Source organism: Yersinia sp. KBS0713 (genome assembly GCF_005937895.2).
GTDB classification, from domain to species: Bacteria; Pseudomonadota; Gammaproteobacteria; order Enterobacterales; family Enterobacteriaceae; genus Yersinia; species Yersinia bercovieri.
Genome location: NZ_CP042173.1, coordinates 4,072,697 through 4,085,848, shown reverse-complemented (window position 1 = coordinate 4,085,848; position 13,152 = coordinate 4,072,697). Strand labels below are relative to the sequence as shown.

Here is a 13,152-nt window from a genome sequence, read left to right as displayed (position 1 = left end):
GGTTAATTTTAAGACTATTTTTTATTCCAATGAGTTACCACTGATAGCTCACGAAAAGTTTTGCATTGCGGCCATCCTGTGGCACGCCTTGTGGTGCGTAATACTCTTTGTCAAAGGCGTTACCTAGCATCACGGTGGTGGTCACGCCTTTCAACTGCTCCTGGCCTTTATAGCTGACATAGAAATCATTGACGCCATAACCGGCTTGCGGGGAGCCAGTGCTGGAAACTCGGCTAGAGCGATCAGCAAATGTCCCAATCCAGCCCACAGCGAAACCACTGCTAGCCACAGGAACGTCGATAGTGCCGGTGACGGTATCTGGATTAATGGAGTCCAGCCATTCATTGGTATTTTGGTTTTTACCACGGGTGCGGTTATAGGCCAGACCCAAGTTAACCCACTGAGTTTGGTAGCTCATGGTGGCATCCCAACCCCAGATTTTTGCCCGATCAATATTGGTTGAGTAGGTTGAGCAGGTTTTGCAATACAGACCACCCGGCCCGAACCCAAAGTCCATGGTGACACCGGTATCGATATAGTCTTTAGCATTGGTATCGAAGTAGCTGGCTTTGAATTGCAGGTCATCCTCGGCCATCAACAGGTCGTTAAAGCGCAGGCCAAAACCGTACTCTTGTGTTTCGTTGGTTTCTGGTTTCAGGTTCGGATTGGGGACCCAATAGTTAGTCAGGGTGTTACCCATGATATTCATCGAGAAGTGTTTTGAGTCGTTGTACATCTCGCCCATGGTCGGAGCACGGAACGCCTGCGCATAGGAGCCGAACAGCATTAACCAGTCGGTTGGCGTAATGCTGATTGCGCCACGTGATGACCACTTATCGGCTTCAACATCGGCGTAACCTTCGCTGCTGCCTTTATAGTTGTCATAACGAGTACCCGCCAAAATAGAGACCGGCAGGTCGCGCAGAGTTATCTCATCTTGCAGCCAGCCGGAGCTGAAGCGAATATCTGCCTGCGGGAAGCTTTCGGTTGCCCCACTTGGTGTCTGCTCCTGTTTATAGGCCTCAGTACCGTAAGTCAGCAGGTGTGACGCAAAACTGTCGGTGAAGAGACGGGTGCGGTTTTCCAGCTTCCCGCCTTTGGTGGTCTGTTCGCGACCCTCTTCTGCTGAGCCTCGTGGCCGTGCATTGATCTCCACTTCGGAGTAGTAAACTTGCGCCGTGGCATTTAGCCACTCTTGATCCAGTGGCTGAATGTTGTATTTGAGTTGGACATCACGTTGAATCGTTGAACGATCTGTCATGACATTGCTGCTAGATGCTGCGCTGGTTTGCGGGTTTTTTGGCTCAAGTGCGCTGTTGTTGTAGTAGCGCAGGTTAGCGCTTAACGATTGAATCTGGTCAATGCGCCAGGTGCCTTTTGCCATCACATTGCTGATGGTTTCATCATTGGGAGCATTAAAGCCGTCGCTCTGACGGATATTGCCGATATCGCGACTCCCGAAGGAGAGAATGCCGTCGACATCATCGGTGCGGCCATAGGCACTGGCACCCAGACCAAAGCTGTGATCGCCGGTGGCGGCGGAGCTGTAAACGCGGTAACCGCTGTTTTGGCCGGGGAGTAGCAGATCAGCGGCATCGATGGTCTCATAGGCTATTACCCCACCCAATGCACCACTGCCGTACAGCAGAGCGGATGGGCCACGTACCACTTCAACGCGTTTAACCAGCGCTGGATCGAGGAAGGTGGAGTTCAGGTGGCCGGTATCCGTGCCCTGACGAATGCCATCGACCAGTGTCAGTACGCCATTTTTGCCGTAGCCGCGCAGTGTGACATCCTGACCATTAACGCGCCCACTGCCGGTGACCGTCAGCCCTGGAATATTGTGCAGCATATCCGCAGCGCTGGTGGCAGTTTCGCTGGTTGGCGTGTTGCCTTCAATCACTGTCACCATCATCGGTGCTTCAAAACTGCTACGTTCGTTACCGGTTGCTGTCACCACCATGGTGTCGGTGCTGTGCTTTTTGCTACTGGTTTTAGCGGCGGTGGTTTGAGCTGTGGTGGTGTCAGCAGTTTGCGCTGTTGTTGTCTCAGCGGCTTGAGCAGCAAAAGGCAGGGTGCAAGCGATTGCCAAACTGAGGGGGGACCAGCGGAAACGGTCGGAAGTGGAACGAGGCATGTCGGCAATTCTCCGTATTTTTTATGCAAAATTTTATATGCAAAAACAAATAGATAGATGCTGGCTGCCTTGATTGACTCATCTGGGTGGCTTGCATTATACCCTCCATCCTTGACGTTACAGCGCTGTTAGCGGCACTTGCTGCTTTGCTGTCACGTCCGTGACTTTGGATAATGTGTACGAATTATTTTGTCAGTATCAGTTTCCCTGCTTTGGTCTGGCGCAGTTGGTAGCTTTCACCCTGATGGACGATAAAGGCCACTCCATGCTCCCCCAGCAGTTGCTCGCTGGTGACGGACAGGGGCTTACTTGCCGTCGGATGCTCGACAGCAGCTTCGTCATTCAGCATTGGCGTTTTATTCAACTGTTTGTCCATATAACCAGCAGGGTAATGATAATCAGTATCAGTATGATAATTATTATCAATCATTGGTGGATGTTACATCAAGAAATATTTATTGTTAATTGATTTTTAATTTACGCACTAATCCAGGCTCCACTAGAGCATAGATCTGATGATATGTGGCGGTGTCCTCAGCCATCTGGCTCAGGTGGAGTGCGACGTCCGCGCGGATTACCAGACCATGGGCCTCGCTTTGCAGCAGCGGGCTGTTCGCCTCCATGCTCAGTTCACGCAGCAGGTAATCGGTATAGCGTGCAGTACTCTCGGGTTGCAGCGGGTTCTGATAGAAGCCGCAGAAGGTGCAGTGAGTGGCGCAGAAGGGAATGTGTAAATATAACAGGCGCTTATTGCGGGGAAGTCTCTTTTGTAACAGTGATTGCCAGCTATCCTGGAGCGATTCTGCCGGGAGCTGCTGGCTGTCACGCCACGGCATCGGCGTTACCAATAAAAATCTATTCGCTTACTGCTGTTTTGCTGCCCACCAAGAGAGTAGGCGCAAGCAAGATGAGTAATAGTCCTCCTCTGGCAGTAGTGTGGTGGTCAATTGACCCAGATTACCGAATGTCAGATCACGAATTGCGAGCATACCTGGTGTGAGCGGATACTCGGCGGTGGCACCGGTCACAACATTCACCCAGGCGGGTGTTGTCAGCCGTGCGAACCCTTGCCAATAGCGGATAAAAGGTGCCAAGGCACTGTTATTATTTTCCCCCCAACTGAGATAGAGTGGAATACGTATGGCATCAAAACTAAAACGGGCAGGCCAGCCATTAGCGGGGGCAAAACTGCCGTCAGATTGTAATGCGACCCAATCGGTTGGGAGATTAACTTTCCCAAGTTTCATTGCCGATAGTTGCTTTATTGCGTCATTATTTAGATCTTGCCATATTTTTAAGTGACTATATTGATAGAATGCTTGCCAGGCCGGAAATATATAATAAGAGGGGTTCACGACAACATAACTGGTATGATTAAAACTATTCGCGCCCGGTAACATAATATGGTAGCCAGCAAAACTAATAACCGTATGTTTAATAATCGCACTCTGAATCTGATTAGATTGAGCAATATAGTCGTTATTTTTCCATTTATCTCCGGCCAACAATAGCGCCCAGGCAATAAGGAGATCGCCGTCCGTCGCATTATTTTTATCCGCCACTTTTACTTTCGCGTTCGGCTCATATCGCCATGAGAATAACCCGGTATCCTCATTATAGAGTGTCCTATTTGTCCAACCCAATAATTCATCAAATGTAGGCTTATCATCATTAAATACGGCAAGCAGCATACCAAAACCTTGCCCTTCGGTATGGCTAACATCGTGGTTCCCGCTATCTACAATGCGGCCATCGGATTTAAGAAAACGACTTTTGAATTGCTCCCAACCGGGGTCCTGTGCCTGTACCGCTGCCGAAAATAGCAGGCCGAATAAGACACCGATGGTAAAAACAAGCCTCGTTGTTCTCTTGATTAGCATGATTTTCCTTAAATACCACTCTTGTAACGGAAGACCAGCGGGCCTTCGATCTCATTATCGAGCCACTGGGCATTAACTTCAGGGTGTCCTCCTTGTTGACTCAGCCACTCGCTATAAATACCGGCTAAAAATGTGGCAAAGGCTATTTTCCACTGTCTCTTTTCGCCACTATTATCCGTGTCTGGCCAGGCACAGTGAGTTAATCTTATCTCTTGTTCATTGGCATCAATATGCACAAATCCCCAGTGGTAGCTGGCCCATAGGTGATTAATGTTATCTTCAAGTTCGCCCACAGTCTGGCTGAGGGGCAATGGCTGTTGCTGCGCCAGTTTAGCCCCCATGCTGTGAAGAAAAGCTCTGGCATCTGCATTTTCAGCATTGGCCTGAATGCCTAAGAATAGGACTTGTACCACATTTTGCCACCCTGATTGATGCTGGCGCTGGCGGTAATAATCCTGTTGTTCTGAAAGATAGTTATTCTCTTGCATGATTATTTCCCATCCAACAAGTATCTAAAATAGACTAACGCAGTGGTTTCAGAGTAGTCGCCAAAAGTATCGTAGCCAACCTGACCGCCGATCTGCATATTTTTCTGTAAGTTATAGCTGCCATCTGCTTTAAAGTTATACCCAATACCATTTTTGCTTTGTGCCGCATAATGGGACTCGGTGCTATAACCGTCACGAACATATTGCTCAAGTTGTGCTTGCAGCTCTGGATTATTTGGGAAGTATTTACTCTCATCCTGAGAATAAGATTGATAACCTACAGCACCACCCAATTTATAATTCCAGTTACCATAATGCTGGCTATACTCCACGGGGAAGGAGACACTGACATAATCTTGCGGGCTGAAATAACCCCCTTGCCCAAAGCTGAAGTAGCTGAGGTTTTTGGAGAAATTCATATAGCTGATATTCACGCCCGCTTTTAATTCGCGGTCATCATAACGATAAGGGCGAATATAAGCGCCTACTGATGACGTTATTGAGCCGTTGCTCGGAACATTATCACCCAAATAGTTGTAATAATTGACGCCAGCATAAAGGCCAGCATCGCCATCATCATAACTTAGGTTTAAGCCGCCGCCATTTTTGGTCACCGCCCCCCACTGTTTACCGCTAATTCTATCTGTTGCACCGACATAAGAGAGCAAACTGTCGGTTACTGGACGGCGTTCGGCGGTCATGGCTAATTTAGCAAATTGCCCCAGTTTAGGTGCCCACTGCAAGCCACCGATCAGGGAGCTCATATCTTGCCCCAATGGGGTGGTGCCGATATCGGCCTTATAATCTTCACCGGCCAGCGCCAGTGCCAATTCAACACCAGACTCCTGCTGGGAACCCGGAGAGTCTGCGGTGAAGTCATTTGGGCTAAAGGTCTGGGCGGTGGTTCTATTATTCTCAGCCAATTGTCTTGCAAGAATGCCAGCATTTTCATTATCGATAGCATCAAGACAACCCTGTGCTGTCGTCGAAGTCCTACAAGCATCTTCTCTTATAGTCTGGAGCGGTCTTAAGGCCGCAGTAGCATCTGCCAACACTTTGCCCGATGCCGCCGCCGCAAGCGCCGATGCCTCAGTCGCGTTTTTCACTTCCAACCCCTGCTGCAATGCCCCAGTACCGAAGCGGTTGCTACCGGTGCCGGAGGTGGAACCGGCATTGAGTGAGGTGGGTGTAACGGTAAAGCTCAGGCGCGAGGTATCAAAGGGCACGCCGGCAAAGGTCAGCGGCGCTTTAGCTTCGGTCAATTGGCTCAGGCCCGATTCACCATCACGGCTGCGGATACTGATATTGGCCTGTGCCCAACTGGCGGTTTTATCCTGCAAACTGTCGAGCATCTGATCGACTTGCTTCAGCGTGCCGTTTTGCGCCCCATTGGCGGTGGTGGCGAGATTATTGACCCCACCGGCAACGACGCCATCGCCAGCGGCATTTTGCCACGGCAGTACCGCGCCATAAATGGAACCGGTGCGCGCCTGGGTGCGAGTGGTTTGATTAATAAAGGGATTATCGGTTAATTGTAAGCCAGCAATATTGGCTCCAGTGACACTGTCCGCCCCCGCCAGCCCAATCATTTTTCCTTTGGCTGAACGCAATAGGGCCAGTGCTTGCTCGTGATCCCCTTCCGCTTCAGCAACTCTGGCTGCCAGTAATAACCGCTCCGGTGTTCTCGGCCCACGCATACCTAGCATTAATTGGCGGGCGCTCTGTACATCACCCTTTGCCAGTGCCACGTTTACCGCACCAACTCGTGCACCTTCATTCGTAGGGTCACGTTTTAATAAATAAGCATAGACTCTGCCCGCTTCATCATTCATTTTACCGGATTGATAAAGACGACCCATTGCCAGCATCAGATCAATATTTTGCGGATCACTTTGCAGCGCCACAATCAACTTGTCATAGGCCGCAGCATATTGGCCCTGCTCTCGTAATTCATCAGCCTGATTAATGGCACTTCCCATTCGCAATCGGCTGATTTCAATTGGTGAACTGCTGCTCTGAATCGCCGGGTTGCTCAGCAAGGCTTCCGCCTCCTGCGTCAGACCCGATTGTGTCAGCACCCCAATCTGTGCCGCATAGTCGCCCGCTTTGCCCTGAATACCGCCACTGATATTTTTGCGGACTAAACTCACCGCCGTGGTGCTGTCACCGGCAGCCATCAAATCCTTAGCCAGATTGCCGACATCAGCAGGGGCCGATGGTGGATTTTGCGCCAAGCCACGCAAAATGGCGGCAGCACTCGCTGAATCACCATTTGCCAGATAAGCTTCTGCACTGGCCATTTTTTGATTAAATTCTACGCGCTCACTCAGTGCATGGATCTCTTTGGTCTGGCGCGCGGCTGGGATCTGATTCAATAGGGCATGACTGGTGGCCCAATCCCTATTTTCGGCCGCAAACAGTGCTGCGGCATACAAATTATCTGCCGGCGCACCCGGCGCTGAGGCTTCCGCCATCAGACTTTGCGCTTGAGCGGCATTGCCCTGTTGTTGCAGGATCCTCGCCATATCTAGGCGCAGCCAGATATTGGATGGTTGTTTCGCCAGTGCTTGTTGCAGCAGATTTAATGCGGCCTGCGGATCATTGCGCTGTAACGCTAACGCCGCTTCACGGCGGATCGGCTCAACATTAACTCTCGCCGGTGCAGCGGCAGGTCTTAGATTATTCGGCACCGTTTGCAGGACTTGCTGCGCTTCTGCATCATGTTTTTGTTGTTGCAACACATAATACAAACCCAGTTTTGCATCATTGTTTTGCGGTTGTTGCGCCAACAGATTGCGATACGCTTGTTCAGCCGCGCTTAAATCACCTTTACGGCGCAACAGATCGGCGCGAAATAGCGCCACTGCGGTGCCTTTATCGCCAGTGGCTTGGGAGAGTGGGGCGCTCAAGGCCAGCGCGTTATCAATATTTCCGCTAGCGAGGGCTTTCTTGGCCTTATCTAGCTCGCCGTAGAAATGGGCATCCTGTGCTTGGGCGGCCAGTTGCGCACTGTTCGCCCCCCCTTGTTTAGCCGCCTGAGTCAGATAATTTTCAGCATTGGCGAAATCACCACTGCGTAAAGCAATAAACCCTAAGCCCGCTAATGCATCACCATCATTTGGGTTGATCGCCAGTACTGATTCAAACTGACTTTTCGCGCTGGCTAAATCGCCGCTATTAAGCTCGCTGTAACCTTGGCCTTTAGCTGCCCCACCGATATTTTTCTTATAATAATCAGTGACAACCTGATCATCAGGATGGCGCTGTTGATAAGCTTGATACACCCCCTCATCAGCGGGCTGTGGTGTTATCCATAGCAGCGCCTGACGCAATGCAGCATCAGCATCACGATTATTTGCAGCCATGCTATTGAGCATGGCAATACCATCACGACGTGTTGCTTGTTGGTAGGTCAGTGCCTTACCCAGTGCTATCCGTGCAGCAGTATCATTGGGGAGTTGTGCGACCCGCTGCTGTAATCCCGAGATAGCCATTGGTAAGGTGGCGGCATCACCTGCCATGGTTAAATAATATTCTACGGCCAAGTTATCTAACGGCTTATTACCGTTAAATAAATTCTGATAGCTCTCAAGGGCCTTGGGAATATTGCCTTGGCTGGCAAACTGGCGTGCAGCCGCCAATTGGCTCGGCGAAATAGACTGCATGACTTTGGCATTATCCAATGACTGCAAACGTGGATCTTGCGGGGATGCTGCGGTCAATTTATTACGCCATTCGAGTGCTTCATCTTTATCCCCTTTTTCAGCGGCGTAAAGTGACATCAAATAGAGCGCATCAACGTTATTAGGGTCGACCATCAGGATCTTTTGCAGCGCATTTGCCGCCAGATCATTATGCGCTTTCTCATGCCAGTAGGCGGCCTGATCTAACAGCGCTTTTATCGCCGGTGTATTCTCCGCCGCTTGAACTAAAGCAGGAAGTGCAGCAAATCCGATCATCCCTGAAAGGAGCAGGGCATTAATCATGGGTGACTTTAGTTTACTTGACTTCATATCGCCCCCTGCTCGCAATAATAAGGCCATGCCATCAACAGTTGTATTATCATTTTTCAGGATCTTTACCTAAGCGCAATGCTGCACGGCGTTTTAATAGGGCAAACATACTCAAACCAATAATGACTGAGGTCAGTAGGGCGAGTAGTGCCAGAATCACAATATGTTGGCTGGCATACCAAACAATCATTTGATACCAGGGTAATTCACCCCGTGGGAATTGCTCCCCGACGCTAAAACTGCGCACGCCATTTTCATTGGTAATAATTGCTAAATCACCACGGACTCCGGCATTGACGGTTGATGATTTCAAATCACCGTGAATATTGGCTAATTGGTCATCACCAGTGGCGGTTGCTAATACCACGACTTTCTGTGGATTCCAGGTGGAGCGGAAACTCAGGAAGCCACGCCAATTATCGGTGGAGGAGAGGTAGCGGTCTGCTTCAACTTGCTGGCGGAACCAAAAACCAGTGAGGTAATCAATCGCCTTTTCCACGGCCGACGGCTCTTTCACTGACAGCACTCCATTATCCAGGCTGAATGATGTCCCGGTTAATAGTGTCTGAGCGAAATTAGCGTGTTCTAACACTGAAACCACCAAAATATCGTTATCAGTGAAGAGTGGGTCATTTTGTGCATTACCCGGCACGCCCAGTTTTACGTTGACATGTATAATCGGTTTACCGGTTGAATTACCCGCGCGGGCCGCCAAATCAAGTAAAGTACGCACCTCTGTTTTACTTGGTTTTTCCGGCAATATAATCAAGGTTTGCGAGAAATCAGCCAAGCGGGTGAAAGGGAACGACGCGCCGACAAAATAAGAGAGATTCGGCAACAAGGTAAAGTGATAAGTGTGACTCAAATCGATATAAGAATCTGGTTCAATTCGGCTCTTGATATTGTTGTTATTTAATAGATTACACGGTGTTCCCGCTTTTGGGTTAATCGCGAAATAGAACTCTAATTGGTTATCACCATAAATCAAATAAGGGGATAAACGTAAGGTATAGCTCTCCTGACGGGTGTCACCGCCTAGCGTTCGCCACAAGGCTTCAACCAGCCCTTTCTTATTTACTGGCAAGTTATACAAGAATGTATTGTTAATTGACACGTTGAGCTGGGAGGTATTCTCATCAATCCAATTTTCAATGGGGAAGCGGTAGCCGATATGAATCGGAATAGTTTCGCCATCCCACATAAATAGGTCGGGTGCCGCTCGGAAACCCACACGAATACCGTCATGGTAAATGCCATTGGCTGTTAGGTCGTCGAGGCTTGGCACTAATGATTTAAGTAATACCGGGTGTTCGGTATTAATCCAACGGGGTGCGTCATAGGCTAAACTTTTCGCAATAGATTGCGGCTTAATATCCAGGCTACTGACATCCTGCGGCAGTGTAGTTGAAGTTAAACGCCATACCGCCTGACGCAACTCTTCATTATTGCGGCCAATAACTAATAGTAATTTAGCCACTGGATTCTGTGGGTTATCAATTAATTGCAGACTAGGGCCACTACTTTGCGGCAAAACAAAATCCCCGATATGCTCGCCCGGCTGACCAAATATGATCCCATTTCCCTCGGGTAGTGAATCAAATTGCACTGGGAAATCAATATCACGGTAATTGGCTTGATAACCAAACCAGGATGCAACACCTGCCGCTGCGGCAATCACATCAGCACGGATATTGGCCGGGAATGCCATGACCACTTTGGTCTCTTTCATCTGCATGATGTCAAAGAATGGCCGTGGTAATATCCCCAGATTCTTACCGAGATTGAGTTGCTGACCTTCTAAATGAATACTTGAGGTCGGTAAAATACTCACCCAGAACTTATTCAGTTGATCGGTTTCACACTGTAACGCGCTGTTGTCTCCGGTAATGCTCATGCTCAGATTATTAGTAGCAACCACCATCGCAGCAGGAACATCAACTTGATATATCGCGCTTTTATCACTCGATTGATTCAGTGGTATAGCGCCTAAAGGCTGGCCGTTCAGCATCAACTGTAAACTGTAATTTTTGCTCGCTAATTCTGGCGATATTTTAAGTGCTAGCGATAACTTGGCGTTAGTAATAACCAAGTCATTTGGCAAAGTGAAAACAATACCGGATTGCAACTGACCACCACTTAATAGCAGCCCGTTGGGTTGCCCCATATCTTTCACCGTAATAGTGGTATTAACGATGGCATTATATGAAACCGGGCGTGTTACCAGAGTGCTATTATCACTATTTAGCGCTATCGGCGCTGTGGGTAATGGGCGATTTTCCGGCGCACTGACTGCCGCAGGATAATTATCTGATGGAGGCACCATATCCCCTGAAGCTTGGCTATCACTTTGTGGCCGAGGTAATAAAGGGAAATCGCCCTCAGTGGCCGCTTCTGTGGTTTGTGGTTCTTGTCCCGCCCCTAAATAAGTGTCGACAGCAAATCCACTGACAGGAATAAGAATCAGAATCAGAGAACAAGAAGCCATCACAGTGGCAAACCAAACGGCTGGCAATAGTTTGCGCAATATCACCTTCATGCCTCATTTCCTTTTTTCAGCAGAACAAGGTTTTTCTTCTTGGCACGGCGCTCTTTCCAAGGCAAATAAAAGAGTTCGAACGCACAGCGGATAATAGTACCCAGTGAGTGTAATGGCCGGTCTTGAGGATGAGGCTCAGTAATCCATGCATCAGCCCGTGCCAGTACAATACGAACCAGTTCGCGGCGCTTATCTAATGGGATCTCACCAAACATTAAACGGACAGCATCAGGTTCAACATCAATAAGCTTAACTGGTAGGCTGACGGCACCTCGGTGTAATAATAACTCCACCTCTTCAATACCTTCAGTCGGGTAATTATCTTCACTCACGGCCAGGCGAACGCCACCCATTGAAAGGTCTAGGGTGTGAGTCCGCAGTGATATTCCGTTGTCATAATGAATAATGGCCGGCACTTGAACATCAATACGGATCGTTTTACGGGTTTGACGTGTTTCTCTCGCGACAGAAATAGCGGCCAGTAAAATGATGACGCTGAAAGTGGCCCAAGCCACGTTGAGGGCGATTACATTCGGATTAACGCCAAAATAATCGGGCATTGCTACCCTGATTAAGCCCCATACAATACCAAGAAACATCAGAACTACTGCAATAATATGCGGGCGGACAATATTAAAGTCGAAAAAGCTCTTATCGAGTAGATCACCTTTATCGGTAACATTAAATTTGCCACGTTTGGGTGAAATCATTGTAACAATGGTTGGAATAACCAAATGGAATGCCATCACTGTCTCATAAACCTCTCCCCAGAAGGAGTAGCGGAAACGGCCGTTACTTCGTGAATTAATGGCAAGAGACATAATTAAGTGGGGCAGAACATAAGCGAATATCAATTCTGCTGAAGACGCAATAATACTCTGGTTAAAGAGGAGGTAGCCCAATGGGGCAAGTAAGAATATGACCCGTGGTAAACCAAATTGGTAATAGATCATGGCGTTGAGGTAGCACAATCTCTGAGGGAGAGATAGCCCACGGCCGAGTAGGGGATTATCAATCCGGAAAATTTGTGTCATACCACGCGCCCAGCGAGTTCGCTGGATGACATGTAATGCTAAACGCTCCGTGGCTAGACCCGCGGCTAATGGGATAGCAATAAAGGCAGAGTTCCAGCCCAAACGTTGTAATTTCAAGGCGGTATGTGAATCTTCAGTCACCGTTTCTACGGCGAAACCACCTATTTCATCCAAGGCACTGCGGCGAATAACTGCGCATGAACCACAGAAAAATGCGGCATTCCAGTTATCATTCCCTTGTTGAATTGGGCCATAAAATAGTGCGCCCTCGTTAGGAATATTACGCCCAGTCGATAAATTACGCTCAAACGGGTCGGGGGAATAAAAGTAATGTGGGGTTTGTATTAGCGCTAAACGCTTATCAGCGAGGAAACTGCCTACCGTTGCTTGCAAAAAGCCTCGAGTAGCAACATGGTCGCAATCGAAAACACAGATTAGTTCACCGTGGGTAATTTTCATTGCATGGTTAAGGTTACCTGCTTTGGCATGGAGGTTATCATTACGGGTGATATAACCGACCCCCACATCTGCAGCAAATACAGCAAACTCAGTGCGCTTCCCGTCATCCAATACATATATTTTTAATTTTTCTTTTGGATAATCAATGCATTGAGCTGCCAGTATGGTATCTCGAACCACATCGAGACTTTCATTATACGTTGGGATGTAAACATCAACAGTTGGCCATAAACTTGTATCTTCGGGAAGGGGTTCGATAGATCTTTTCAGCGGCCAGATTGTTTGCAAATAGCTAAGTGAGAGGATCACCCAAATATAAAGTTCAGCCGTGTAAAGCAGAATACCCAATATGGTTTCAGTCACTGAACCAAAATGAAGTGTTTCAGTCGTGCGCCAATAGATATATCGAGATGACATTAAAAATGACAATACAGTCATCACGATTGTCGCTTTTCTGTTTTTGCTTAATCCAAGCAAAAAGAACATAGCAATGCTGAATAACCCGAATATATACTGCTTGTTACTGTCCATCGGTGTGACGATAACCAATATAGCTACCGGGAATAACAGTAATAACAGAAGATAAAAATGAATTTTCTTCATAT

7 protein-coding genes and 1 pseudogene are annotated in these 13,152 nt (G+C 48.4%); all 8 read right to left on the bottom strand.

Annotation, left to right across the window (positions count from 1 at the left end):
• Positions 1–34: 34 nt before the first annotated feature.
• The 8 genes and pseudogenes from FFE93_RS19365 to bcsA all read right to left on the bottom strand — a co-directional run bounded on the left by FFE93_RS19365 (position 35) and on the right by bcsA (position 13,150).
• Entirely contained in the window at positions 35–2,137 is a 2,103-nt protein-coding gene (locus FFE93_RS19365; RefSeq protein WP_138775814.1) for a TonB-dependent hemoglobin/transferrin/lactoferrin family receptor, read from the bottom strand.
• Between the two features lie 184 nt (positions 2,138–2,321).
• Positions 2,322–2,513: a hemin uptake protein HemP gene (gene hemP / locus FFE93_RS19360; protein WP_080375802.1), complete on the bottom strand. Its 192-nt coding sequence runs from the start codon at positions 2,511–2,513 to the stop codon at positions 2,322–2,324.
• Positions 2,514–2,733: 220 nt separating this feature from the next.
• Positions 2,734–2,973, bottom strand: a pseudogene (locus FFE93_RS21605) (heme anaerobic degradation radical SAM methyltransferase ChuW/HutW); the annotation flags it as partial.
• A gap of 27 nt (positions 2,974–3,000) precedes the next feature.
• Entirely contained in the window at positions 3,001–4,017 is a 1,017-nt protein-coding gene (locus tag FFE93_RS19350) for a glycosyl hydrolase family 8 (RefSeq protein WP_138775812.1), read from the bottom strand.
• 8 nt (positions 4,018–4,025) lie between these two features.
• On the bottom strand, positions 4,026–4,505 hold the full coding sequence (bcsD, locus tag FFE93_RS19345) for a cellulose biosynthesis protein BcsD (RefSeq protein WP_005276646.1): 480 nt from the start codon (positions 4,503–4,505) through the stop codon (positions 4,026–4,028).
• A 2-nt stretch (positions 4,506–4,507) separates the two neighbouring features.
• Entirely contained in the window at positions 4,508–8,518 is a 4,011-nt protein-coding gene (locus tag FFE93_RS19340; protein WP_186367677.1) for a cellulose biosynthesis protein BcsC, read from the bottom strand.
• 49 nt (positions 8,519–8,567) lie between these two features.
• Positions 8,568–11,054: a cellulose biosynthesis cyclic di-GMP-binding regulatory protein BcsB gene (gene bcsB / locus FFE93_RS19335; protein WP_186367676.1), complete on the bottom strand. Its 2,487-nt coding sequence runs from the start codon at positions 11,052–11,054 to the stop codon at positions 8,568–8,570.
• Positions 11,051–13,150 carry a UDP-forming cellulose synthase catalytic subunit gene (bcsA, locus tag FFE93_RS19330; protein WP_138775810.1) on the bottom strand — a complete coding sequence of 700 codons (2,100 nt, stop codon included), beginning with the start codon at positions 13,148–13,150 and terminating at the stop codon, positions 11,051–11,053. The genes bcsB and bcsA overlap by 4 nt, the downstream gene beginning before the upstream one ends.
• Positions 13,151–13,152 lie beyond the last annotated feature (2 nt).

What these genes read in the sequence shown, in the direction of transcription:
- hemP (WP_080375802.1), bottom strand. Translation starts at nt 2,513, where the DNA reads ATGGACAAACAGTTGAATAAAACGCCAATGCTGAATGACGAAGCTGCT.
- bcsD (WP_005276646.1), bottom strand. Translation starts at nt 4,505, where the DNA reads ATGCAAGAGAATAACTATCTTTCAGAACAACAGGATTATTACCGCCAG.
- FFE93_RS19365 (WP_138775814.1), bottom strand. Translation starts at nt 2,137, where the DNA reads ATGCCTCGTTCCACTTCCGACCGTTTCCGCTGGTCCCCCCTCAGTTTG.
- bcsA (WP_138775810.1), bottom strand. Translation starts at nt 13,150, where the DNA reads ATGAAGAAAATTCATTTTTATCTTCTGTTATTACTGTTATTCCCGGTA.
- FFE93_RS19340 (WP_186367677.1), bottom strand. Translation starts at nt 8,518, where the DNA reads ATGAAGTCAAGTAAACTAAAGTCACCCATGATTAATGCCCTGCTCCTT.
- FFE93_RS19350 (WP_138775812.1), bottom strand. Translation starts at nt 4,017, where the DNA reads ATGCTAATCAAGAGAACAACGAGGCTTGTTTTTACCATCGGTGTCTTA.
- bcsB (WP_186367676.1), bottom strand. Translation starts at nt 11,054, where the DNA reads ATGAAGGTGATATTGCGCAAACTATTGCCAGCCGTTTGGTTTGCCACT.